Annotated in this window: 23 protein-coding genes; 11 read left to right on the plus strand and 12 right to left on the minus strand. The window is 55.3% G+C overall.

The genetic code is table 11. The features are described from left to right. Positions 1 to 22 precede the first annotated feature (22 nt). From DBR37_RS03905 to DBR37_RS03915, 3 genes are all read right to left on the minus strand, one after another. Entirely contained in the window at positions 23 to 1,936 is a 1,914-nt protein-coding gene (locus DBR37_RS03905) for a TRAP transporter large permease subunit (RefSeq protein WP_124573046.1), read from the minus strand. After that, on the minus strand, positions 1,933 to 2,559 hold the full coding sequence (locus tag DBR37_RS03910; protein ID WP_124573048.1) for a TRAP transporter small permease subunit: 627 nt from the start codon (positions 2,557 to 2,559) through the stop codon (positions 1,933 to 1,935). The genes DBR37_RS03905 and DBR37_RS03910 overlap by 4 nt, the downstream gene beginning before the upstream one ends. Before the next feature lie 114 nt (positions 2,560 to 2,673). Then, entirely contained in the window at positions 2,674 to 3,822 is a 1,149-nt protein-coding gene (locus tag DBR37_RS03915) for a TRAP transporter substrate-binding protein (RefSeq protein ID WP_124573050.1), read from the minus strand. 494 nt (positions 3,823 to 4,316) lie between these two features. Here DBR37_RS03915 and DBR37_RS03920 point away from each other — a divergent pair, with 494 nt between their 5' ends. Further along, positions 4,317 to 4,784, plus strand: coding sequence for a GNAT family N-acetyltransferase (locus DBR37_RS03920; protein ID WP_124573052.1), 468 nt, complete (start codon positions 4,317 to 4,319; stop codon positions 4,782 to 4,784). A gap of 3 nt (positions 4,785 to 4,787) precedes the next feature. Here the strand turns inward: DBR37_RS03920 and DBR37_RS03925 are convergent, their stop codons facing one another. Next, positions 4,788 to 5,069 (minus strand): helix-turn-helix domain-containing protein, encoded by a 282-nt coding sequence (locus DBR37_RS03925; RefSeq protein ID WP_124573054.1) that lies wholly within the window; start codon positions 5,067 to 5,069, stop codon positions 4,788 to 4,790. Positions 5,070 to 5,239: 170 nt separating this feature from the next. Continuing rightward, positions 5,240 to 6,712 (minus strand): PLP-dependent aminotransferase family protein, encoded by a 1,473-nt coding sequence (locus tag DBR37_RS03930; protein WP_124573056.1) that lies wholly within the window; start codon positions 6,710 to 6,712, stop codon positions 5,240 to 5,242. A 283-nt stretch (positions 6,713 to 6,995) separates the two neighbouring features. Between DBR37_RS03930 and DBR37_RS03935 the strand changes: the two genes are divergently transcribed. The 5 genes from DBR37_RS03935 (at position 6,996) to DBR37_RS03955 (ending at position 12,324) form a co-directional block, all read left to right on the plus strand. Next, a complete protein-coding gene (locus DBR37_RS03935; RefSeq protein ID WP_124573270.1) occupies positions 6,996 to 9,317 on the plus strand; it encodes an FdhF/YdeP family oxidoreductase in 2,322 nt (773 codons plus the stop codon). Between the two features lie 99 nt (positions 9,318 to 9,416). Then, positions 9,417 to 9,668 carry a DUF1289 domain-containing protein gene (locus DBR37_RS03940; RefSeq protein ID WP_124573058.1) on the plus strand — a complete coding sequence of 84 codons (252 nt, stop codon included), beginning with the start codon at positions 9,417 to 9,419 and terminating at the stop codon, positions 9,666 to 9,668. Between the two features lie 63 nt (positions 9,669 to 9,731). Beyond that, positions 9,732 to 10,199 (plus strand): hypothetical protein, encoded by a 468-nt coding sequence (locus DBR37_RS03945; RefSeq protein ID WP_199739024.1) that lies wholly within the window; start codon positions 9,732 to 9,734, stop codon positions 10,197 to 10,199. 99 nt (positions 10,200 to 10,298) lie between these two features. Further along, positions 10,299 to 11,801, plus strand: a complete 1,503-nt coding sequence (locus tag DBR37_RS03950; protein WP_124573060.1) for a DNA-3-methyladenine glycosylase 2 — start codon at positions 10,299 to 10,301, stop codon at positions 11,799 to 11,801. Between the two features lie 28 nt (positions 11,802 to 11,829). Further along, positions 11,830 to 12,324, plus strand: a complete 495-nt coding sequence (locus DBR37_RS03955; RefSeq protein WP_124573062.1) for a methylated-DNA--[protein]-cysteine S-methyltransferase — start codon at positions 11,830 to 11,832, stop codon at positions 12,322 to 12,324. Here the strand turns inward: DBR37_RS03955 and DBR37_RS03960 are convergent, their stop codons facing one another. The 6 genes from DBR37_RS03960 to DBR37_RS03985 all read right to left on the minus strand — a co-directional run bounded on the left by DBR37_RS03960 (position 12,325) and on the right by DBR37_RS03985 (position 19,274). Beyond that, on the minus strand, positions 12,325 to 12,903 hold the full coding sequence (locus DBR37_RS03960; protein WP_199739025.1) for a peroxiredoxin: 579 nt from the start codon (positions 12,901 to 12,903) through the stop codon (positions 12,325 to 12,327). It abuts the gene before it with no gap. A gap of 68 nt (positions 12,904 to 12,971) precedes the next feature. Next, the gene (locus DBR37_RS03965; RefSeq protein ID WP_124573064.1) at positions 12,972 to 13,316 is read right to left on the minus strand and encodes a DUF4870 domain-containing protein; all 345 of its coding nucleotides are present in this window, start codon (positions 13,314 to 13,316) and stop codon (positions 12,972 to 12,974) included. Positions 13,317 to 13,446: 130 nt separating this feature from the next. Next, positions 13,447 to 16,086: a DNA topoisomerase III gene (locus DBR37_RS03970; protein ID WP_124573066.1), complete on the minus strand. Its 2,640-nt coding sequence runs from the start codon at positions 16,084 to 16,086 to the stop codon at positions 13,447 to 13,449. A gap of 238 nt (positions 16,087 to 16,324) precedes the next feature. Beyond that, positions 16,325 to 16,801 (minus strand): DUF494 family protein, encoded by a 477-nt coding sequence (locus tag DBR37_RS03975; protein ID WP_011979366.1) that lies wholly within the window; start codon positions 16,799 to 16,801, stop codon positions 16,325 to 16,327. 226 nt (positions 16,802 to 17,027) lie between these two features. Then, positions 17,028 to 18,155 carry a DNA-processing protein DprA gene (dprA, locus tag DBR37_RS03980; RefSeq protein ID WP_124573068.1) on the minus strand — a complete coding sequence of 376 codons (1,128 nt, stop codon included), beginning with the start codon at positions 18,153 to 18,155 and terminating at the stop codon, positions 17,028 to 17,030. 18 nt (positions 18,156 to 18,173) lie between these two features. Further along, complete coding sequence (locus DBR37_RS03985; protein WP_199739026.1) at positions 18,174 to 19,274, minus strand: LysM peptidoglycan-binding domain-containing protein; 1,101 nt, start codon at positions 19,272 to 19,274, stop codon at positions 18,174 to 18,176. A gap of 177 nt (positions 19,275 to 19,451) precedes the next feature. Here DBR37_RS03985 and def point away from each other — a divergent pair, with 177 nt between their 5' ends. The 3 genes from def (at position 19,452) to DBR37_RS04000 (ending at position 21,491) form a co-directional block, all read left to right on the plus strand. Continuing rightward, positions 19,452 to 19,988, plus strand: a complete 537-nt coding sequence (def, locus tag DBR37_RS03990; protein ID WP_124573072.1) for a peptide deformylase — start codon at positions 19,452 to 19,454, stop codon at positions 19,986 to 19,988. A 96-nt stretch (positions 19,989 to 20,084) separates the two neighbouring features. After that, positions 20,085 to 21,035 carry a methionyl-tRNA formyltransferase gene (fmt, locus tag DBR37_RS03995; RefSeq protein ID WP_124573074.1) on the plus strand — a complete coding sequence of 317 codons (951 nt, stop codon included), beginning with the start codon at positions 20,085 to 20,087 and terminating at the stop codon, positions 21,033 to 21,035. A gap of 42 nt (positions 21,036 to 21,077) precedes the next feature. After that, positions 21,078 to 21,491, plus strand: coding sequence for a COG3650 family protein (locus tag DBR37_RS04000; RefSeq protein WP_124573076.1), 414 nt, complete (start codon positions 21,078 to 21,080; stop codon positions 21,489 to 21,491). A gap of 3 nt (positions 21,492 to 21,494) precedes the next feature. On the opposite strand, the gene DBR37_RS04005 is transcribed toward DBR37_RS04000, so the two are convergent. Next, positions 21,495 to 21,962 (minus strand): Lrp/AsnC family transcriptional regulator, encoded by a 468-nt coding sequence (locus DBR37_RS04005; RefSeq protein ID WP_124573078.1) that lies wholly within the window; start codon positions 21,960 to 21,962, stop codon positions 21,495 to 21,497. 132 nt (positions 21,963 to 22,094) lie between these two features. Between DBR37_RS04005 and rocD the strand changes: the two genes are divergently transcribed. Beyond that, a complete protein-coding gene (rocD, locus tag DBR37_RS04010) occupies positions 22,095 to 23,321 on the plus strand; it encodes an ornithine--oxo-acid transaminase (RefSeq protein ID WP_199739027.1) in 1,227 nt (408 codons plus the stop codon). Next, complete coding sequence (locus tag DBR37_RS04015; RefSeq protein WP_199739028.1) at positions 23,318 to 24,202, plus strand: dimethylarginine dimethylaminohydrolase family protein; 885 nt, start codon at positions 23,318 to 23,320, stop codon at positions 24,200 to 24,202. The genes rocD and DBR37_RS04015 overlap by 4 nt, the downstream gene beginning before the upstream one ends. Positions 24,203 to 24,272 lie beyond the last annotated feature (70 nt).

Here is a 24,272-nt window from a genome sequence, read left to right on the forward strand (position 1 = left end):
CCGTTTTTTGTCATGCGCCTGCTTAGTTATACAGTATGTTCGGCAGCCACAAACCAATGGCCGGGAACATGTAAAGCAGGATGAGTGCAACGATCTGTATCGCCATGAAGGGCATCATGCCAAGGAATATCTGATTCAGTGTCACGTGCGCAGGTGCGACGCCTTTCAAGTAAAAGGCCGACATTGCGACTGGCGGTGACAGGAATGCTGTTTGCAAATTCATCGCCACCAGCAAACCAAAGAACAGCGGATCGATATCAAAGTGCGCCAGCAGCGGAATAAAGATAGGCATGAAGATCACGATGATCTCCGTCCATTCCAGCGGCCAGCCCAGCAAGAAGATAATGATTTGCGCCAGTATCATGAATTGCAGTGGCGTCATATCCAGCGACAGTACCCAGTCGTTGATGATCTCTTGCCCACCCAGTAGTGCAAAGGAAGCGGAGAAGATACTGGAACCGACGAAGAGCCAACACACCATGGCACTGGTTTTGGTTGCCAGGTAAGCCGACTCTTTCAGCATGCCGAAATTAAAGCGACGGTAGCAGGCTGCCAGCACGATGCCGCCGAATGCACCCATGGCCGCCGCTTCAGTTGGGGTTGCCAGGCCGAATACGATGCTGCCCAGCACCGCCAGTATCATGAAGGCGAGCGGAAATAATGAGCCCAGCAACATCTTGAAGATCTCCAGCCGGGCAAAGGTGAAGAAGGCGTAGAACACGATCATCGCTGCGAAGCCTATGCCGAATGCGATCCAGTAGCTCTGCGGCGCAGCCTTAGCTTGTGGCGTGGCTGGTGCAGTCGGTGCCGTTGGCGCACTCGCAGCTGCAGCTTCTGTCGTGCTTGCCGCTGCGTTTTCTACCGGGGGTTCGCTGAGGCCACCTTCTGCCGGAGGTTCACCGAAGCCATCATTGAGGGAGCCGGATTCAGTAGCGCTCTCTTCTGCTCCTATACCCATCTCCATGATTTCGACCGGAGCTGCTTCCGGTGTAGTCACCAGACGATAGGTGGTTCCCATGACGAGTGCGAATGCCAGCGCAGGCAATAGCGCTATGCCCAGTTGCGAGAGCAAGGTACGGGTGGAGACATCTGCATTGCGACGTCCCTTGAGTGCACCTATTAGGCCGGGCAATACATTGTTGCTGACGGAGGTGGAGATTTTTTCCGCGTAAGCTGGCAGGTCAACATGACGTTCCGCGGCAGACAATGGCGGGGCCACGCTGGGTTTCAGTTTCGCCAGTACGATCACATAACCTATGTACAGAGCGGCCAACATGATGCCGGGGAAGAAAGCGCCGGCATACAGTTTGACTACCGATACACCTGCGGTCGCACCATACACAATCAGCAAGACCGAGGGCGGGATCAAGATGCCCAGGCAGCCGCCGGCAGTGATTGCACCTGCTGACAGCTGAGTGCTGTAACCGGCCTTCAGCATGGCCGGCAAGGCGAGCAAGCCCATCAGCGTGACGACCGCACCAACGATACCCGTGGCCGTTGCAAATACGGCGCAGGTAACAATGGTAGCGACCGCCAGCGAGCCAGGAACCCGTGCCATGGCGATATGCAGGCTCTTGAACAGTTTTTCGATCAGGTTGGCACGCTCGACCAGATATCCCATGAAGATAAATAGCGGTATGGAGATCAACACGTCATTAGCCATGACCGAATAAGCTCGCTGCACCATCAGATCCAGCGTCTGCTGCGTGGCAAGATTGGGGTCCCGACTATAGAAGGCGAACCATGCAAACATGACGCCCATGCCCATCAGCGTAAACGCGGTAGGGAAACCCAGCATAATGGCAACGACCACCAGTGCCAGCATCAGTAAGCCCAGATGACCGTTGGTCATATGTTCGGGTGATGGCATCAGGACGAACAAGCCGATAACAATGGCAATCAGGATGGACAGGCCGAACCAGACTTCTTTCCTCATGGCTTACCCCCTGTGTTGTTGACGATGAGCCGGTCAGCGTCGGCGATGTCTTTATCTTTTACATGTACCATCGCCTTGAGTTTATCTACGTCCACTTCTTCCACGTCTTTTTCACGCGAAGGCCATTCGCCTTCTTTCAGGCAAATGATGCAACGGATGATCTCAACCACACCTTGCATCAGCAGAAGCACACCCGAGACCGGAATCACCATCTTGAACGGATAGAGCGGTGGGCCGTTCGCTGTAAGTGTCGAATGTTCCTTGATGGCTAGCGATTCCGCGGCATAGGTATAGCCAGCCCATACCAGTGCGATGACACCGGGAATAAAGAAAACAAAGTACAAGGTCAGGTCCAGCCCGGCTTGTAGTCGCGGTGGGAAAAAGCCGTACAGCACGTCGCCACGGACATGTCCGTTTTTTGCCAGCGTGTATGCACCCGCCATCATGAAGGCAGTGCCGTAGGCCATGATCATCAGGTCAAAGGACCAGGGATTAGGACTGTTCAGCGCATAGCGTGCGAACACTTCCCACGAAATGAGAAAGGTCAAAATGACGATAAGCCAGGAAAATAATTGACCTACCCAACTGCTGACCTTGTCGATGAAAAATAAAAGATTCTGCATAAAGGCTCCGATTCAAAGACAGGGGATGTAGTCGCAAATGCGACCTTTGTCTGCGCTTAATAAAACACCATCCGATGCCTTGGATGGTGTCGTAGAAAACGCGATCGATGCCGCTTAGGCTTTCTTCGGAGCGGTGCGGGCGAAGTAATGGTTGTATGCCATGCGCCTGTTATTATTGGTGTCCATGTCCCACTTCATGGCACGTTCGGCGAAGGTTCTTTGTGACTTCTCGACTTCTTTGAACAATGCATTGTCAGCCCCTTTCTTGGCGACGACATCATCCCAGATGGTGAGTTGTGTTTGCAGTATGGCGTCTGGCGTTTTGTAGAATTTGACACCATCCTTGGTTTGCATCTCGCGATAATCTTTCGAATAGCGGTCGATGGCTTTCCATGACATATCTGCTGACGAAGCCTCTACCGCATTCGCGATGATGGCCTTCATCTTCGGCGGCAGTCCTTCGTACTTGGTTTTATTGAAGGTGATTTCGAACTGCTCGGAACTTTGATGGAAGCTTTGCAGCATGCAGACTTTGGAAACGTCAGGGAAGCCAAGTACACGATCAGAGCTGGCATTGTTGAACTCAGCGCCGTCCAGCAGGCCGCGGTCCATGGCCGGTACGATCTCGCCGCCTGGCAGTGCATTCACCGCTGCACCCATCGCGGTAAACAAATCAATCGCGAGGCCGTTGGTACGGAACTTCAGGCCTTGCAGATCTTCCTTCTTGGTGATCGGCTTTTTGAACCAGCCGAGAGGCTGGGTCGGCATCGGACCGGTCAGGAAGGAGGTGACGTTGGCGCCGATGGAGGTATAGAGTTTCTCCAGCAGTTCTTTACCGCCGCCGTATTTATGCCATGCCAGCACCATGTTCGCATCCATGCCGAAGACCGGACCGGATGTCCATAATGCGATTGCGCTTTGTTTGCCGTAGTTGTAGCCCATCACACCGTGGCCGCCGTCGAGTGTACCTTTCGATACCGCATCCAGCAGGCCGAAGGCTGGCACTACGGCGCCTGCAGGTAAAACTTCAATCTTGAGTTCGCCACCGGTCATGTCATTGACCTTCTTGGCGAAGTCCTGTGCATACTCGTGGAAAATATCTTTGCTAGGCCAGGTGCTCTGGAAGCGCATCTGGGTGACAGTCTGTGCTGTCGAAATCATCGGGAAGCTAAGTGCGGCTGCTGCGCTTGCGGTTGTTGCGGTCCCCAGGAATTTACGGCGGGAGGAGGTAGTCGTCTGATTCTGCTTGTGGCTCTTCTTCATTGTGTATCTCCTTTTATATTTTTTAGAAATCACTTTGATTCATCAACCGACAGGTAGCATCCATTGATTTTTAATGGCGGCAGTACTGACGTGAGTAGAATGCGCTTTCGTATGCATATGTCAAGTTGCATCGCAACAAGTAGCCTGTTTTTTTTCACGCTGTTTTTTGAAATCGCTATTAAAAAATCATATGTGTTAAATGTTGATGGCTGATGCCCGAGATATTTTTTCTTGCACTTTTTGTCGAAATTTTCAGATGAAAACAAGAGCGTGTTTCATAGGGAAAACACGATATTTTTCCAACTCTGAAAAGTAGCAAACGAAAGCTTGCACGGAACTTACATGCACCAAGATGGCGAGCGCTTCGATGTCACAAAGTCGCGTTTGTGGCGTTGCAGTTATTCTGATTAAATAACTCAAATATTTTTCAACGCGTGATCGTCGCTGTGTTTTTTCTTACGTGACGCTTACAAACAGTGAGCGGAATCCCAGCCATGTCTGATATCGATTTGATTCAAATTAATGTGCACGGAAAACCGGTGGGCAAGGTCGGCGTACTAAGCGACATTGCACGGCAAGTGTGTGCAGCGACTACACGTTTGTATGCGGATGCAGGATTTGCTCCGCCCTGGCTGGGTTACCTCGCGCAGAGGGAGCGCAAGCTGGTGGGTGCGTGCGCCTTCAAGGCGCCGCCGCAGGATGGCAAGGTAGAGATCGGTTATATCACCTTCCCTGACTACGAAGGACAGGGTGTGGCCACGGCGATGGTGCAGCAATTACTGCTCATCGCACAAGCCGCGCAACCGCGCCTGACAGTGATTGCGCATACAGCGAATGAAGAAAATGCGTCGAACGCGATACTGACGAAATTCGGTTTTCAGTTTACCGGTGTGTCCGACGATGCGGAAAATGGTCAGATGTGGATCTGGCAGTTGCTACCGGATGTTGCCAGCCCGGCTTGAGCGCTATTGCGTGCTGAATAGCGTAGGGAAGAGTTCTATGCCAGTGTCATTGAGTGCTGCAAAGATACGACCGTCTTCATGATTCGTCACTTCAACGATACCGGCATCTTCAAACTCGCTTAGTGTACGGCGCAAGGTACTCATGGGGACGCATGTGCGTTTGCTGAGTTTGGCCAGCGACCATGCTTTGCCATCGCTCTCTTGCGACGCTTCCCATAAGTGCCGCAGGATGGTGACTTTGATCGGATCCAGATCGTCCTCGTGTTGCGCGCTTGCGTTCACCATGATGAAAGGCTTCCTTTTAATGCACATGTGCTGATGTCCGGCCCCGCTGGCATGCGAGGAATCCTGCATCGGACATCCCGTCTCCGCTGCGCTCTCTGTGGAGCGTCATGCGCACGGCAGCATCAGGGCTGCCGTTAGAACGCATCTCACGGGTATTTGTGAAATGAGTTCTAGGTATTATAGTTTTCGCGTGCGCGCGCGGCAACCGCGCGTTCCGCCTGGCGTATGCAGTCACTGGCCAGCTTACCTATGGTCCTGAGCGCATCTTCTATGCTGGCCGACCACGGATAGCTGTAGTTCAGGCGGATGAAGTTGCTGTAACCGTTGGTGGCAGAGAACATATAGCCGGGACCGATGGTGATGCCGGCCTGCAATGCCAGCTCATACAGTTTCATCGAATTGACTTGTGACGGCAGCTCCACCCACAGCACATAACCGCCCTTCGGCTCTGAGGTCTGCGTTCCTTCCGGGAAGAAGCGTGTGACGGCAGCACGCATAATGTTTGCCTGCTGAGCATAGATTTTCCGGATATGGCGCAGATGATGTTCGTAGCCGTCGTGCTCCAGATATTCGGCGATCGCCAGTTGCGGAATGGTCGGTGTGGTCAGCGTATTCAGGAATTTCAGCTTCTCCACCTGGTCGCGATAACGTCCCGGCATTGCCCAGCCTATGCGGTAAGCCGAAGTCAGGCTCTTTGAAAAAGATGCACAGTGCAGCACCAGGCCTTCGGTATCGTAAGACTTGAGCGAAGTCGGATGCGCATCACCGAAGTACAACTCGTTGTAGACATCATTCTCGATGACAGGCACCTGGCGCCTGGTAATCAGTTCGACCAGTGCGCGTTTTTTTTCATCCGGCATCTGAAAGCCGAGCGGGTTCTGGAAGTTGGGCATCACCATGCAGGCGGCGATCTCATGCTGGTCGAGTATTTCTTCCAGCGCTGCCAGGTCTATACCCTCGCGCGGATGGGTGGCGACTTCTATCGCGCGCATGCCCATACGTTCGATCGCGTGCAACATCGCATAAAAGGTTGGCGATTCGACCGCGACGATATCACCCGCCTTGCCGACGGCCTGCAAACAAAGATTGATAGCTTCAGTGGCGCCGACCGTGACGACGATTTCATTCGGATCGATCGCACTGCCGTTTTCCAGATAACGTCTGGCGATTTGCCGTATCAGGTCCGGATGGCCGGGTGGCAAGGCGTCGGTTACACCCCACTTGGTTTGTCGTCGCGTGATGCCGTATGCATAGCGATTGATTTTTTCTGACGGGAACAGACTGGGATCAGGGTAAGGCGAGCCGAGTGGTACGGCATCGTTGGTAATTGAACGCAAGGTCGATAGCACCAGATGACTGACATCGACTTGCGACGAGATCGCCAGCGGTTGTGAGGTGCGTAATTCCTGCTGTACTTTGCCGTTGGCCGACTGCGGTGGCACGCGCACGAAGTAACCCGATTGCGGATGACTTTCAATCACGCCTTTGCTTTCCAGTAGCAGGAATGCATGCACGACGGTGGTGATGCTGAGGCGATGATGCTGACTGGTCTGGCGTATTGACGGCAGGCGTTCACCTGGTCGGAACACACCGTTCTCGATCAGTTCTTCGATATCTTTTGCCAGCTTTTCATACAGCTTCACAAATGCCCCTGCTACTCGTCATGTTAATTTTTTCGCCTGTAATGAGTCATATTCATTTGCAAAATATCCTAGTGTTCATGCGGGTTACCAAGGATTTTTGCTGTTTCTTCAAGCGCCAAACAAAGCACAGATTTGTCGCTATTCAAACTGTACTCTTTTTATTGATATCAATGTGTACGCTTCGCGCAATCACATGTAGTCCTAAGCTTCATTCAGGTGGTACACAAGGTGATCATGCATGAACTATCTGCGTGGCGGTGGGCCCGGGCAAAGGAAAGCAAACGTGGAAAAGTCGAAGTCGCAAGGCACTATAGAAACCTATGATCATCCGGCCGGTGGCTGGGGTGCGGTGAAGTATGTCGCCATCAATATGATCAAGGAGAAAGTCGCCGGCGGTAAATATCGTACGCTGTTCAAACAGAACCAGCCGGAAGGTTTTGATTGTCCCGGCTGTGCGTGGCCGGACCGTCAGCACGCATCGACATTTGAGTTTTGTGAAAATGGTGTGAAGGCAGTTGCGGCGGAAGCGACCAGCAAACGCGTAACACCTGCCTTCTTTGAAAAGAACACTGTAGCGGCCTTGCTGGAGCAATCCGACTACGAGCTCGAGCAACACGGTCGCCTGACCGATCCTATGCGTTACGACGCGAAGACTGACAAATACGTACCTGTCAGCTGGGATGATGCGTACAAACTGATCGCATCGCATTTGCATACACTGGACAATCCGCACCAGGCTGCTTTTTATACTTCGGGGCGTGCCGGTAATGAAGCGGCTTTCGTATATCAATTGTTTGTGCGTATGTTCGGCACCAACAACTTCCCTGACTGTTCGAATATGTGTCACGAAGCGACCAGCCGCGGCTTGCCTTCTACGGTAGGCGTCGGTAAGGGTACGGTGACGCTGGATGACTTCGAACACGCAGATACTTTGCTCATTTTCGGTCAGAACCCTGCGACCAACCATCCTCGCATGCTGGGTGAATTGCGTGAATGCTCGAAACGTGGTGCAGTGATCGTTTCCATCAATCCTTTGCGTGAACGCGGCCTTGAACGTTTTGCCGATCCGCAAAGCGTGGTGGAAATGCTGACCTTGTCGAGCACCAAGATTGCATCGACTTTCATCCAGCCTAAACTGGGTGGCGACTTTGCTTTGATCAAAGGCGTTGCCAAGCGCACGCTGGAACTGGATGATGAAGCCGTCGCACTGGGCAGCGAACGCGTGCTGGATACTGCATTCATAGCAGAACACTGCGCAGGCTTTGACGCTTTTGCAGCGGACCTGCGCATGCAGGACTGGCAGGAGCTGGTCGATGAGTCTGGCGTGTCGCGTGACGATATCGAAAAACTGAGCCGTATCTATGTCAACGGTAAACGCGTGATCGCCACCTGGGGCATGGGCATCACCCAGCACAAGAACTCGGTGCAGACGGTGCATATGCTGTCCAACCTGATGATGATGCGTGGGAATATCGGTCGCGAAGGTGCCGGCCTGTGCCCGGTGCGTGGTCATTCGAATGTGCAGGGCAACCGCACTGTCGGCATCGAAGAAAAGCCATCGCAGGAATTCCTTAGCAGCCTGGGCAAGGTATTCAACTTTGAACCACCACGCGGTCACGGCTATGACGTGGTTGAAACCATCCATGAAATGCTGGAAGGCCACGTGAAAGTATTCATCGGCCTGGGCGGTAACTTCGCTATGGCGACGCCGGATACACCGCGTACCTTTGATGCACTGCGTTCGTGCAATCTGACGGTGCACATCACTACCAAACTGAATCGCAGCCATCTGATACATGGCACCGATGCCCTCATCCTGCCTACGCTCGGTCGTACCGAGATCGACAAGCAGAATGGTGTGGCGCAAGGCGTGACGGTAGAAGACTCGATGAGCATGGTGCACATCTCTTACGGCATGAATACGCCAGCATCGAAAAATCTGATGTCGGAAACTGCGATTGTCGCCAACATCGCCCATGCGACGCTGGGCTCGGAGAAGGTAAATTGGCTGGGCTACGCGGCAGATTATTCGCTGGTGCGCGATGCGATAGAAAGCGTGCTCGACGGCTTTGAAAACTACAATGAACGCATAGCGCAACCAGGTGGTTTCCACCTGCGTGTAGCTTCGCGTGAACGTGAGTGGCTGACTGATACCGGCAAAGCGAATTTCATCGTGCACAATATTCAGCAAGACACGCCTATCCGCCGCGCGAAGCAACAACATGGTGAACAGCTGATGACACTGATGACCACCCGTTCGCACGATCAGTACAACACGACGATCTACGCGATGGATGATCGTTATCGCGGTGTCTTCGGTCAGCGTCGTGTGGTCTTCATTAACCCTGAAGATTTGCTGATGCTGGGCTACAAGGCTGGTGACTGGGTGGATATGAGTACGGTGTGGGACGATGGCATAGAACGTCATGCGAATCGCTTCCTGCTGGTTGAGTATGATATTCCGCGCGGTTGTATTGGTGCTTACTATCCGGAGACCAATCCACTGGTGCCGCTCAACAGCGTCGGTGATGTCTGCAATACCCCTACCTCGAAGTCGATCCCGGTCTTGCTGCGTCCTTCGATGCCGGTAGCACTCGCTGCTTAATTAGTATTGCGGTATTGCGTCATTCAGACGGCTGCCTGCCACTCGTGGTCGGCAGCCGTTTATACTTGCGGCTATCTGCCAACCTCCGGTATCCGCCCTATGCGCCGAAAACCTGCGCGCCCTGAAGATCTCGACGTCCTGATCTCTTATCTCGATATCGATGCAACACCATTACCGTCGCCCTGCATAGGTATCTGCCGGGTGGATGCCCGCACGAGCTATTGCAGCGGCTGCATGCGTACCATAGACGAGATCACGGTATGGGGTGCGGTCGAGCACGAGGGGCGGCGGCAAATCTGGCGCAACATCATCGCGCGCCGGGCTGCGTTGCGCGATCCGGTTGTACGGTAATTTCGACTGTGGCGGGCAGATGTGCGATGATGCCGCCACGTCCATGAATCGATCAGTAATAATATGACAATGAATTTCTACAAGCCGGAAAAAACCGTCACCGGCCCGGCCTACAGTTTGTGGTTCAAGATTTTGGCCAGCGTTTTTTCGATCAGCCTGTTTGTTTACGCGATCGATATCACGCGACGCTTTCCGCTGCTGGAGTATGGCCTCAGTGTCAAAGTCCTGTTGTTTGGTGCTGCTGTTATGCTGGTGGTCAGCTACTATTGGTTCCTGCGCTCAACCATCACCATCGATGACAAGGGCATCACGCAAACCTGGCTGTATAACCGGCAGGTCGAATGGCGCGATGTGCGCAGTGCGAAGATGATAGGTATCCCTTTCCTCAGCTGGTTGTTCCCGCCGCGTCTGGTGGTGCGCACCGGTAACTCGTTTAGCACTTTCAATGGCGGCACGCAGGATATCCTGATCGAGTTCGCCCATATCTCGCTGGCCTTCCAGATGCATAAACAGGCCGGTGCTGATAAGTAAATCCAGTCCCATGCGGTCACTGCCGCATGGAATTATCCTGCCGGGGATCTTGTCCGAAAACGGCTAGACGATGACTGATCCGGCGCGTATAAATACGCCATGGATATCTCACCTGGCTCATCGCACCAGCCCGCTTCGCTGCTGACCGCAGCGAGTTGCTATCGTGCATTGGCAGCCAGGGATGCGCGCTTCGATGGTGTGTTCTTCGTCGGGGTAAAGACCACGGGTATTTATTGCCGCCCCGTCTGTTCCGTTAAAACCCCACGCGAATCTTCGTGTACTTACTTCACTACCGCGGCCGCAGCGGAAGCTGCCGGTTTTCGTCCGTGCCTGCGGTGCAGGCCGGAGTTGGCGCCGTATGCCCTGCAACAAAACCTGGCGTATGCGGTATGGCAACGAATAGCGGCGGGCGCACTGAACGATGGCGATACGGAAAAATTGTCGGCGGAGGTCGGCTTGTCGTCGCGACAATTGCGGCGTGTTTTGCTTGAACATTTCGGTGTGACGCCGGTTGAGCTGGCGCAGACGCAACGTTTGTTATTCGCAAAAAAATTGCTGCAGGAAACCAATTTGTCCATGAGTGATGTCGCTTATGCAGCGGGCTTTGGCAGCATACGTCGGTTTAATGCGCTCTTCCTCGCACGCTATGGCATGGCTCCGACCAGCATACGGCGTGCAGCGGGTGTGACGCCTGCAAGCGGGCAGGATGCGATTACGCTGCGTCTCGCTTATCGCCCGCCCTATGCATGGCAGCCTATGCTGACTTATCTCGCCGGACGTGCAATACCGGGTGTCGAAGGTGTGAGCGAAGAAACGCCCGGTACGCACTCTTATGTGCGCAGCGTGATGTTGAATGGCCTGGCAGGCTGGTTACGTGTGACGCATCTGCCTGCGCGCAAGCAACTGGAATTGTCGTTGCCGGCGCATCTCGCACCGGTGCTGATGCCGATGTTGGCACGCGTGCGCAAGCAGTTCGATCTCGACGCAAATCCGGAAATCATCGCTGCCCATTTGTCTGCCGATCCCTTGCTGGCTGAGCAGATCAGGCTGGTACCGGGCCTGCGCGTACCTGGTGCCTTCGATACCTTTGAGCTGGCAATCCGTGCAGTGCTGGGACAGCAAGTGAGTGTGGCTGGCGCGACCACGGTATCCGGACGCTTGGTGCAGGCTTTTGGCACACCTGCCGAGACGCCATTCATCGGGATCAACCGGCACTTCCCGACGGCGGAGAGACTGGCGCAGGCCAGCGTGTCCGAAATCGCTGGCCTCGGTATGCCCGGTGCTCGCGCGCTGGCGATACAAAGCCTGGCACAGTTCGCCGCGCAAGGTGGCTTGCAGATGAAGCCGGGTGCTTCGCTGGAAGAATGTGTGACCGTCCTGAAAACCGTACGCGGTATCGGCGAATGGACGGCGCAGTATGTAGCGATGCGTGCCTTGCGCTTTCCGAATGCGTTCCCGGCTGGTGATCTGGGTTTGCAAAAGGCGGCAGTGGAGGTAGCAGGCGGTGCGCGGCTGACGGAAAAGGAACTACTGGCGCGTGCCGTCAATTGGTCGCCGTGGCGTGCTTATACCGCGCTGTTGTTGTGGAACGCATTGAGCTAGTCGTAGCGATAGCGATAAAGGAAGCATCATGATTTTTTACATAGAACATCCCAGTCCGGTCGGACGCTTGTTGCTGGCAGCAAGCGGGCAAGGCCTGAGCGGTATTTATTTTGAAGAGCACAAACACTTCAAGGGCAAGGATGGCTGGCAACAAGCGTCGACACAGTCGGCTGGATGGAAACATTTGCAGGCGACGGCGCAGCAACTGGATGAGTATTTTGCTGGCCGACGCACCGAGTTTGATGTGGCTCTTGATATGACGGGGACCGTATTTCAGCGTTCGGTCTGGCAGGAACTGAGTGCCATTCCGTTTGGCGCCAGTGTCAGCTATGCACAGCATGCGCAAAAGCTGGGCAATCCCAAGGCCTTGCGCGCAGTGGGGGCGGCGATAGGCAAGAATCCGGTATCGATTATCGTGCCCTGCCACCGTGTGATCGGTTCATCCGGAGCGGTGACCGGCTACGCTGGTGGAGTGGAACGTAAACGCTTCCTGCTGGCGCTGGAAGGCGTAGCGGTAAATTGATTACTTGTCCTGGTGCGTACTGAGCCAGGCCACCACATGTCCGGCATCCGAGTCGGATGGGAAAACCGGATAGAACACTTCTTCTATGCGTCCGGCGCGGATGATCAGGGTCAGGCGCTTGATCAGATCCAGTCCGGCAAAACTGAAGGTAGGCAAACGCAAAGCCTGAGCAAAGGCGAGCTGTGCATCGCTGAGTAACGGAAACGGCAATTCCAGGCGTTCTGCCGCTTCTTTTTGATAATCGCTGTCTTGTGTACTCAGACCGTATACGGTCGCGCCCAGCGCCTGTAATTCGCTGTAATGGTCACGGTAGGCACAGGACTGTGGTGAACAGCCACGTGCACCCGGTATCGCATTCCATGCATCGGCGCCGCCGGGCAATTCCTGCCCGGGCCTGCCGGTGCGCGGGTAGCAATAGACGACCACCCACGGCGCACCCTCTTGCGCCAGATTCACCGTTACTCCCGATGTCGCCTGCAAGCTGATGGCAGGCACTTGCATGCCGCGCAGGTGGTCGCAGGCACCGTCATCTTGTGGCACAGGCAGATCGGTGGGAGGGACGAGCAGATTGTCAGCCATGGTGTCGTAATAATAAGAAGAGTGACGGACAGCGATCTAGCGCTGTCCGTCACGAAGTGTATGCAGAGTTATTGCACCAGGCGCAGTGTCAACGGATAACGATAGTCCTGACCTTTGGATGCGGCCATTGCTGCAATGATGCAAAAAATAAGATTGAGTACCAGCAGCACCGGAATGAAGATGAAGCCGATCAGGATGAAGGCCAGCACCCATGCGATGACGAAGCCTATGGTGATGGTGATCTGGAAGTTCAGCGCTTCTTTCGCCTGGTTGGCGATGTAGGCGGAATCATCCTTCTTCATGATCCAGATGATGAGAGCGCCGAGGAAGCCGGTGAAGATGCCGAGCAGGTGGCCCAGCATGGCGATATTGCATTCATCTTTGCTTGGGACGCGTGGTTCAAGTTGATCCATGGTATTCCCCCGGTAGCTGATACAAGATTAACGATCAAAGCCGTGTGCTACGTGTTCGCTTACCTGACGCAAAGATTGTACTGCAGAATGTACTGTGCAGCGGGGCACGCTACACAGTACGGTGCGCTGATTAGGCGGCAGCTTTTTTAGCTGGCGCTTTCTTTTTGGCTACGGCTTTCTTGGCTGCAGGTTTGGCCGCTGCTTTTTTCGCCGGTTTGGCCGCTACTGCTGTTTCTTCGGTCGCTTCCGCCGCGTCGTCCGCATTCGCTGTCGCCTTGCCTTTGGCTGGTGCTTTTTCCTTGCGTGGCTCAAATTCAAAGCTGGTTTTGCCATCCTTGCCGCGTACCAGGTAAGCCTTGAACGCACGACGTGTGCGTTGCGAGACAAAGCCTGGCAGCAAATCGGTCTTGCCTTCGTTGAGCAGCTTGCTCATTTGTTCCGGCAGGATTTCCTGTTGCAGGATGATGCGGCCGCTGCGGAAATCGCAAGTCTTCGGCTTGGCTACCGAGTTTTCGCAAACATAGGACAGTGGCAATTCGTAGACGCCGCCGGCACATTTCGGGCACGGGCCGAGCGAAGTCTGGCCACTGAAGTCGACTGCTTCGGCGTTTTCATCGTCGTCGTTCTGGCCGAAATCAAATTCCAGCTTGTAGTTCTTGATCTCTTCGTCACGCGAGATTTTCAGCACGGCAGCGAACGGACGGCCCATTTTCGAACGGAAGCCTTGCAGCGGTCCTATCGTTTTATTGGCCAGCAATTCTTCGACTTCATCGATTTCAAACTGACGGCTACCCGGCGTTTTGCTCATCGAGAATTCGCACTTGGTGCAGGCGAAGCGACGGTAATTTTCTTTCACCACGCCGCCGCAATTCGGACATGGCGTTTTCAGTGTCGCGTAATCGCCGGGGATGGTGTCGTTGTCGTATTCTTTTGCGCGCTTGACGATGATTTGCGTCATTTGCGCGATTTCGCGCATGAATTCTTCACGGCTGATCTTGCCGCGTTCCATTTCCGACAGCTTGTATTCCCATTCGCCGGTCAGTTCTGGTGCTGTCAGTTCATTCACGCCGAGACCGCGCAACAATGTCATCAACTGGAATGCCTTGGCGGTCGGGATCATTTCCCGGCCTTCACGCAGCAGGTATTTCTCGTTCAGCAAACCTTCGATGATGGCGGCGCGTGTCGCTGGTGTGCCGAGGCCCTTGCCAGCCATCGCATCGCGCAGGCCGTCATTGTCGATCAGCTTGCCTGCGCCTTCCATCGCCGACAACAGCGTCGCTTCAGAATAGCGTGCTGGCGGTTTGGTGACGAGACCGTTGGCGACCACCGATTCGGTTTTGACTTTCTCGCCTTTGGCGACCGGTACCAGCGTGCCGCTGTTTTCCGGATCTTTTTCGTCGATGACTTCTTTGCCGTAGACCGCGAGCCAGCCCGGATTGGTCATGACCTTGCCTTCAGTTTTGAACTGATGGCCGGAGACTTCGGTAAAGCGTGTGGTGACCTGGAATTCTGCCGCAGGGAAGAAGATCGCCATAAAGCGGCGTGTCACCAGGTCGTACAGTTTTTGTTCCGGCTCGGACAAGTTCTTCGGCGCTTGCGTAGTCGGGATGATTGCAAAGTGATCACTGATTTTCGTGTTGTCGAAAATCCGCTTGTTCGGTTTGACCCATTTGTTGTCCGTGATTTGCTTCGCGAACTGATGGTAATTATTGTTTTCTGCGATCACGTCCAGCGTTTGCAACACGGTCGGCAGGTAATCTTCCGGCAGGTGGCGCGAATCGGTACGCGGGTAGGTCAGCACCTTGTGTTTTTCATACAGTGCCTGTGCCAGGCCCAGCGTGTTCTTGGCGGAGAAGCCGAAGCGCGCATTGGCTTCGCGCTGCAGGCTGGTCAGGTCGAACAGGGCCGGTGCCATCGAAGTGGTCGGTTTCGATTCTTCGGTGACATTGCCTTGCTTGCCGCGGCAGGCCGCAACGATGGATTCGGCCGCAGCCTTGCTCCACAGACGCTCGGCGCGACGTTCCGGATCGGTTTCATCCTTTTTGAAGGATGTATCCAGCCAGCGACCCTGGTAAATACCGGCGGCGCAGACGAACTCGGCGCGCACTTCCCAGTAATCACGCGGGACGAACTTCTTAATCTTTTCTTCGCGTTCTACCACGATGGACAGCGTCGGCGTCTGTACACGACCAACGGTAGTCAGGTAGAAGCCGCCTTCTTTCGAGTTGAAAGCGGTCATGGCGCGGGTACCGTTGATACCGATCAGCCAGTCAGCTTCGCTGCGGCAGCGCGCGGCGTCGGCCAGCGGCAGCATTTCATCGTCGCTGCGCAGATTCTTGAACGCTTCGCGGATCGCACCCGGTGTCATCGACTGCAGCCACAGGCGCTTGATAGGTTGCTTGGCCTTCGTGTATTGCGCGATCAGGCGGAAAATCAGTTCCCCTTCGCGCCCGGCGTCACATGCGTTGATGAGGCCGGTGACGTCTTTACGCTTGATGAGCTTGTTCAGCACTTTCAGGCGTGATTCGGTCTTGGCGATGGGATTGAGTGCGAAATGCGGCGGAATCATCGGCAAATGGGTGAAGGTCCATTTGCCGCGTTTGACGTCATATTCTTCCGGTACGGTGATTTCGACCAGATGGCCGACCGCGGAAGACAGGACGTATTCGTCGGATTCAAAGTACTCATCGTGCTTGGTAAAGCCGCCGAGCGTCTTCGCGATATCGTTCGCGACGGATGGCTTCTCGGCAATGATGAGGGTCTTTGTCATAGTAAATAGGATCTCGAAAGTGGCGCGTTTCTATACGCACAATAGGTACTACATGCGACGGCTTGCAGCATACCGCAGAGGCAATTTCTCATGAAAAAGCCGCCTAATATAATAATTGCATAGCCGTCAAGCGGCCAATGATAAGCGCGTTGCTGGGAAATCCGCAAGCGGGAGACAAAACGGATGTTGTTGAAGAGGCATGTCCGGCTCGGGCGGGCATGCCTGCTCGGCCTGTTGCTTAGTGCAACATCCGTGGGGGTGCATCTTCGTCGTCAACGAAGAGTTCGTCGAAAATCAGGCCGTCCGGTTCCTTGCCCTGGCTCCACAACACCATCAGCACGATGACTTTCAGTTTTTCGAGGGAAATAGGCGATTCTCCGGCTGCCAGTGCGCGTTCGATGACGATCTCGCGTTGTACCGGATTGATCAGCTTGGCCGATTCGAGGAATTGGATGAAGCCGACCGCAGGTGTGCCCAGCACATCCATTTCCTGTGTTGCGTAGATACGGATGCCGAAGGAGAACGCCGTCTGATGCGGATAGGAGTCGGAAAGTTCGTTGGTGGTCTCAGCCAGCGCAGTCAGCCAACCGAGAGCCTTCGCGATCTCTTCTTCTTCAAAGCCGATAGCGGATAGTTTCTTTACCAGCGCCTCAGAGTCCGGGCAGGCATCGGGCCGGTAATAGGTTTCGTACAGATAGACTAGGACGTCAAACATGGCTTCACCGTAGCGCTTGGGTTAAGACGTCACCATTTGGTGCCGTCAGGATCGGATGCGTATGAATCACGCTCTTTACACAACACACACTACAAAGAGGTGTTACGACAGCGGCAGATCAAAAACAGCGCTTACTGAGAAGAAGCATACCATTAAAAATGATGCTGACTATAGCGGACGGATTTTTTGTTAGTGGCTGATGACAAATTGAAATCGGCGATATCGTTCAGGCAATGCGGCGATCTACGCGGCGATACAGGCCACCGGCCAGCATTTCTGCATGCCCGTCCAGTTCCAGCGCCAGCAGGTGGGCGTGCAGTTCTGCCATGTCGAGCTGGCAACGTTGCGCCAGAGTGTCGGCATCTACCGCGTCATAGCCCATGTGCTGCAACACATGCGCGTACGGTGCATCGTCGGCAGGCGCTGTGGCCGCAGGCTGCAGCGTAGTTGTGCTGGCATATTCCAGTTCTTCCAGGATGTCTTGTGCCGACTCGACCAGCTTCGCGCCTTGCTTGATTAACAGGTGACAACCTTTTGCCAGTGGCGAATGTATCGAGCCGGGTATCGCAAACATATCGCGTCCCTGCTCTGCCGCCATGCGGGCGGTGATCAGCGAGCCGGATTGCAGGGCTGCCTCCACTACCAGCACGCCACGCGCAAGCCCGCTGATGATGCGATTGCGGCGCGGGAAGTTGGAAGCGATCGCAGGCATGCCGAGCGGGTATTCGCTGAGGATGCAGCCGTGTTCAGCGATCTGGTGTGCAAGTGCGCGATTGCGTGCCGGGTAGACGATGTCGGCGCCGGTGCCGATGACGGCGATGGTGGAGCCGGCTTGTGGCTGGTTTGACAGTGCTTCCAGTGCGCCCTGGTGTGCCGCGGTGTCTATGCCGAGTGCGAGACCCGAAATAATGGTCAGGCCGGAGGTGCTGAGTGCGGTGGCGAACAGCTCGGCATTGCTGATGCCTTGTGCGCTGGCGTTGCGGCTGCCGACGATGGCGACTGATGGCTGGTTCAGTAAATCGATGCGACCTTTGGCATACAGCAGGATGGGCGGATCGTGGATTTCCAGCAAGGCCTGTGGATAGTCGGCATCGCCTAGCGTGCAGACGTGATTCTCGCTATGCGCAGCCCACTCCTGCGTGCGTGCTATCTGCGCGATCAGGGTGTCGGAAGGTGGCGCCAGCAATGCCTGTGCGATGCGACTGCCGGTGATTTCCTGCAGTGCGGACAAGCTGCTGTTGAAGATGTTGTGCGGCAGACCGAATACCGACAGCAGCTTGCGTGCGCTGTCGGCTCCGACACCGGGCGTCTGCTCCAGCCTGAGCCAGTCTGCGAGATCGTCCGGTGCAGGCATGTGGCCGTGCCCTGTCGTTTATTCCGGTGAGGTGGCGATGTCGCCAACTTGCACCGTATCCTGCACCTGCATCACCAGGCCGTAGGAGATGTTATTGAATACGCGGAAGATAAAGAGTTCGCCGTATTGTTCATCCGGCAGCTTGATCAGGCCGCGGCCGTTGCCGGTAGTGCGGTCCGGAACCATCAGGCCGAGACGGCGCAAATCCAGTACGGTACCGATATCGAGGCCGTCCTTGCTGCCGCGATTGATGGCAACGATCTGGTTTTGTCCTGCTTGCGACACGCCGCCGTAGACCGAGATGATGCGCGCATCAGTTTGTTGTGCCGGCACATGCGGCGCGTAGTTGATGAACGGAGTCGGCTCGGTCGGGATCAGGCGGTCGCCGACGCCCATTTCTTCTTTCGCTGTCAGTACTGTCAGCGTATGGGGTTCAGTTTCAACCTTGCTGACGCGTTGTACCTTGAGTGTGCCGAGGTACATGGCTTCGTAGCCGATAATTTGCTTGGTGACCGGATCTTTCAGCGGCTTGCCCGGACGGAAGGCTTCGAAACTGGTTTTGTCTTTCAGGTCGCCGCGCACATATGCCTTGTCGCCATTGGCCAGGAACACGTGGCCTTCCTGCGTTGCGACGATGCGAGGTGCGTCCTTCAACTCATTGAGTTCGACGATCAGCGGTTTGGTCAGGAATTGTTCTATTGATTTGAAGGATACGGTGCTAATCGCATCCGATGCCGAATCGGTCGAGCGTACTTGCGGCGACAGGCGCACGGTAGGAACGCCGCTATTGTCTGCGCCCACTCCTTTGCCGAGGCGCAGTTTGCCGGCCACCCGGTCGAAATAGACGATTTGGCCAGGATAGATCCAGTGCGGGTTGCGTATCTGATCACGATTCATGTCCCAGACTTGCGGCCAGCACCAGGGGCGCTGCAGGAATTTTCCAGAGATGTCCCATAAGGTATCGCCGCGTACCACCACATGCTGATCTGGTGCATTTGGCAAGAAAGCACAGCGGGCTGTGCCCGGAGTGGCGTTTGCTGGTGTTTGGGAGAGCGCGCTGACAGGTATGACGGCTGAGACAAATGCTAGGAAGAGTGCAGCTGTGCTAAAATTTTTCATGGTTTGTCCGGTGAGCTTGACCAATTGTGACGCCATTACCGCGCTGCTGCATGTTAATAACGAATCAAGGAATTCGTGAAAAAACTTGCCAAATTGAATCAAATTCTGCCCATAAATCATTGAAGTAGCAAGAAGAACCACGCTCTCAACCTGTCGCCTTGTTGCGCAAAAGCACGTATGTCCATATTAAATATCTTGCGTTACCCCGATCCACGGCTGCATAAAGTTGCCAAGCCAGTCACTGTGTTCGATGAGCGCATCAAAACCCTGGTCGCAGACATGGCGGAAACCATGTACGACGCGCCGGGCGTGGGTCTGGCCGCTTCGCAAGTCGACGTGCATGAGCAGGTCATCGTGATCGATACCACCGAAGACCGCAGCGAATTGCGTGCTTATATCAACCCGGAAATCATCTGGGCCAGCCCGGAAATGAAGGTCTATGACGAAGGCTGTCTGTCGGTGCCTGGCGTCTACGACGGCGTTGAGCGTCATGCCGAGGTCAAGGTGCGGGCTTTTGATGCTGATGGCAAAGAGTTCGAGCTGCAGGCGGATGGCTTGCTGGCAGTATGTATCCAGCATGAAATGGATCACCTCAAGGGCAAGGTTTTTGTCGAATACCTGTCGCCGCTCAAGCGCAATCGCATCAAAGCCAAGATGATCAAGGAAGAGCGCGAGTTGGCGCGCGCCAACAAACAGCGCGTCGGACAACGCTGATCACTGGCAGGCCCATCGGGCCTGCAGTTCCCCTCGTTAATATCATTAGGTACGCCCGGGTTCGCATCCGGCGCTGCCCGTACTACAATCCATTCCATGAAAATCATTTTTGCCGGCACGCCGGAATTCGCGGCAGTCGCCCTTGAGGCTTTGCACGCTGCAGGTTTTGAAATCCCGCTGGTATTAACGCAGCCGGATCGCCCTGCCGGTCGCGGCATGCAATTGCACGCGTCAGCGGTCAAGCAATTTGCGCTGGCACACGACATTCCGGTGGCGCAACCGGTCTCCTTGCGTCTCGATGGTAAATATCCTGAGGTGGCGGCAGAAGCGCATGCACTGCTCAAGGCGACGCCGCATGATGTGATGGTGGTGGCGGCTTACGGCCTGATCCTGCCGCAATCGGTACTCGATATTCCGCCGCGCGGCTGCATCAACATTCACGCATCCCTGTTGCCGCGCTGGCGTGGTGCTGCCCCTATCCATCGCGCGATAGAAAGCGGCGATGCAGAAACCGGCGTCACCATCATGAAGATGGAGCTGGGACTGGATACGGGCCCTATGCTGGCGATGCAACGCTTGCCGATAACAGCTGACGACACCACGGCGAGCCTGCACGACAAGCTGGCGGCGCTGGGTGGCGAGATGATTGTGCAGACCTTGCGCGAGATGGAGCAAGGCGATTTGCATGCAGTGCCGCAGCCGGATGGCGCGAACTACGCAGCAAAGATTTTGAAAGATGAAGCGACGCTGGACTTCACGCAATCGGCCGAGCAACTGGCGCGCAAGATACGCGCCTTCAATCCCTTCCCCGGCGCTGCCGCGACCTGCGACGGCACCCTCATCAAGTTTTGGCATGCACAGGCGCTGCCTGCGTCGAATCAATTGCCGCCAGGGCAGGTGATTGCAGCCAATCCGCATGACGGTGTATTGGTTGCATGCGGCGACGGCGCCTTGCGTGTGACTGAGCTGCAAAAGCCGGGTGGCAAGCGTTTATCGGCAGTTGAATTTCTTAAAGGTTTTACGCTGGAAGACAAACACTTCCAGTAAGTTCATGCACTCTGTTTGATCTGCAAAGACTGGAGAAATGCGATGCGACGTTGCCTGATTTTATTAACGCTATTGCTGGCTGCCTGCCAAAGTCCGGATGCCATCAGGGAAAGAACGCCGGGCTCCGCGCCGGAGCGCAATCTCTCGATGGCGAATGTAGTGATCTGGTGGGCGCATGGCAATGAACCGTTCTGGAAATTCACCTCAGACTCCGGCAAGGTGCGCTTCGAGAGCCTGGGTGAAGCAGCTGAATACTTCCCGTATTCAGAATTCGGTCACGATGAAAGTACGCGTACCTTCAAAGCCAGCAACGAGCACACGACCATAGAGATACGCATGTTGCAACAAACATGCACAGACAGCATGTCGGGTGCGCAGTATCCGTGGACTGCCGAAGTCACGATAGGCAAGCGCAAGCTGCAAGGCTGCGGCGAACGTGGTCGCCTGATGGAGTAAGAGTTAATCCGGCAGCGGTAAAGGGCTGGCGGGTTTGATCTCTTCCAGGCACACCATGGAACGCACGCCGGCCACGCCGGGTACCTGCATCAGCCTGTCGGTCAGGAATGAAGACAGCGATTTCAGATCCGTCGCCACCACTTTCAGCAAATAGTCGAAGTCGCCGGAGATGGTGTAACACTCCAGGATTTCCGGAAATTGCCGGATCGCCTTTTCCAGTTCGCGCACTTGCTTGAACTGTTCGCGTGCGATGTTCAGATTCACGAAAGCAGTTACGCCCAGCCCGAGTGCAGCAGCATCGACTTGCGCGCTATAGCCGCGTATCACGCCCTCCTGCTCCAGCCTTTGCACGCGTCGATAGCATTGCGGCGGAGACAGATGCACTTGCTCGGATAATTCCACGTTAGACGCGCGCCCGTTGTTTTGCAGCGTTTGCAGCAAGATGCGGTCATAGCGATCGAATTCATTCATAAATCCCTCCTTACGCGCAAGATACGTTCACTTTATACCCAATTCACGTTGAATAACGCAGAAATATTTCATTGCATAAGCCTTACCATGTAAGCGTCCTTGCCCCGTCCTGTTGCCATAAGGAGCCTTATCGTGAGCAGCCCACGTATTGCACTGGAAGATCGTTACTGCGCGCATAACTACGCACCGCTGCCGGTGGTGTTGAGCAAAGGGCGCGGCATCTGGTTATGGGATGAAGACGGCAAGCGCTATATGGACATGATGTCGGCCTACTCTGCTGTCAGCTTTGGTCATAGTCATCCCGATCTGGTCGCTGCGCTCACGCAGCAGGCAGGGCAATTGGCCGTGACCTCACGTGCGTTCTATAGCGATCAACTGGGCAAATTCCTGCAACTGCTGTGCGAGATGACGGGCATGGCCCGGGCATTGCCTATGAATAGCGGTACCGAGGCAGTGGAAACCTCATTGAAGGCGGCGCGCAAATGGGCCTACCAGGTCAAGGGCGTGCCCGATCAACAGGCGCAAATTATTGTATGTGCGGGTAACTTTGCCGGACGCAGCACCACCATCGTCGGCTTTTCTTCGGAAGCACAATATCGCGCCGGCTTCGGCCCGTTTGACGGTGGCTTTGTGACCATTCCTTACGGTGATGCGGCGGCCCTCGAGGCGGCGATCACATCACGCACGGCAGCTTTTCTGGTCGAGCCGATACAGGGCGAAGGCGGCATCATCGTGCCGCCGGATGGCTATCTCGCGCAATGCCGCGAGATCTGTACCCGACGTAATGTCTTGCTGATCTGCGACGAAGTGCAAACCGGGCTTGGTCGTAGCGGACGCCTGCTGGCTTGCGACCATGAAGGCATCCGGCCGGACGGCCTGATCCTCGGCAAGGCATTGGGTGGTGGTCTATTGCCGGTCTCGGCTTTTCTTGCGCGCAGTGATGTGATGGATGTGTTTACACCTGGTGACCACGGCAGCACTTTTGGCGGTAACGCTTTGTCCGCTGCTGTTGGTTACGCGGCCTTGTCGCTACTGCGCGATGGCGGATTGATAGAGGCGGCGGAGGCACGTGGCCAGCAATTGCGTGCCGGCCTGCATGCAATACGGCATCCGGCGATACGCAGTGTACGTGGCAAGGGTTTGCTGATAGGGCTGGAACTGGACCCCGCTTTGATCTCGGCGCGCATTTTTTGCGAACGTCTGATGGAGAACGGCGTCCTATCGAAGGAAACGCATCACACAGTGGTGCGCTTCGCACCGCCGCTGATTATCAGCGCGGATGAAGTCGATGCTGCCTTGCACATCATCGAACATGTATTCGCCACTTTTCCGACCACACATATGGAGGTCTGCAAATGACAACAATCACGTCCATCGCGCCCGATACCTTCCTGATGTGCGCACCTGAACACTTTGAAGTTGCCTACATCATCAATCCCTGGATGGAAGGTAATGTCGCACATGGCGATCGCCTCACCGCACAGGGTCAATGGCAGGAGCTGAACCATGCGCTGCGCAGCGTGGCGCGGGTCGCTTGCATGCCGTCGGCAGCCGGTGTGCCGGATATGGTATTCACTGCAAACGGCGGTCTGGTGCTGGGCGATAAAGTGATTCTGTCAGCGTTCAAACATGTAGAGCGGCAAGCGGAAGAAGCGCACTTTGCTGCCTGGTTCGCCGCGCGTGGTTTGCAGGTGTTGCGCATGCCTGCAGGTTTGCCGTTCGAAGGTGCGGGAGATGCTTTGCTGGATCGCGGGAGTGAACTCTTGTGGCTGGGCCATGGCCATCGTTCGGATATCGGCTGTGCTGTTGTCATCGCCGACATACTGCAGATAGAGGTGCAGCCGTTGAAACTGGCCGATCCGCGTTTCTATCATCTGGATACCTGTTTCTGTCCTTTGCAGGGCGGTTATCTGCTGTACTACCCCGGCGCTTTTGATGCTGCTGCGCAAGAACGTATCGCTGCGCGGGTTCCGGCGCATAAACGTTATGCGGTGACGCAGCAGGATGCACTCAGCTTTGCTTGCAATGCAGTCAACAGCGGCAAACATGTGTTCCTGAACCAGGCGTCGCCAGCCTTGTGTACACAACTGGAACGCTGGGGCTTCACTGTGCAGCAAATTGCGCTGACCGAGTTCATGAAAGCAGGCGGTGCAGCCAAATGCCTGACCCTGAAAATGAACGAACCACGAGCCTTACAGGCCGGACATGGCCGCCTGACGGAGGCGACTGCCGCTCTTTAGCCCCTGTCGGCCCTTACTGCCCTGTTGCGGAAATGCTAAGTAATACATGGCAGTCAGCCCCGGAAACGAC

Origin of the sequence: Herminiimonas sp. KBW02 (genome assembly GCF_003852535.1) — a bacterium.
Taxonomy (GTDB): domain Bacteria; phylum Pseudomonadota; class Gammaproteobacteria; order Burkholderiales; family Burkholderiaceae_D; genus Oxalicibacterium.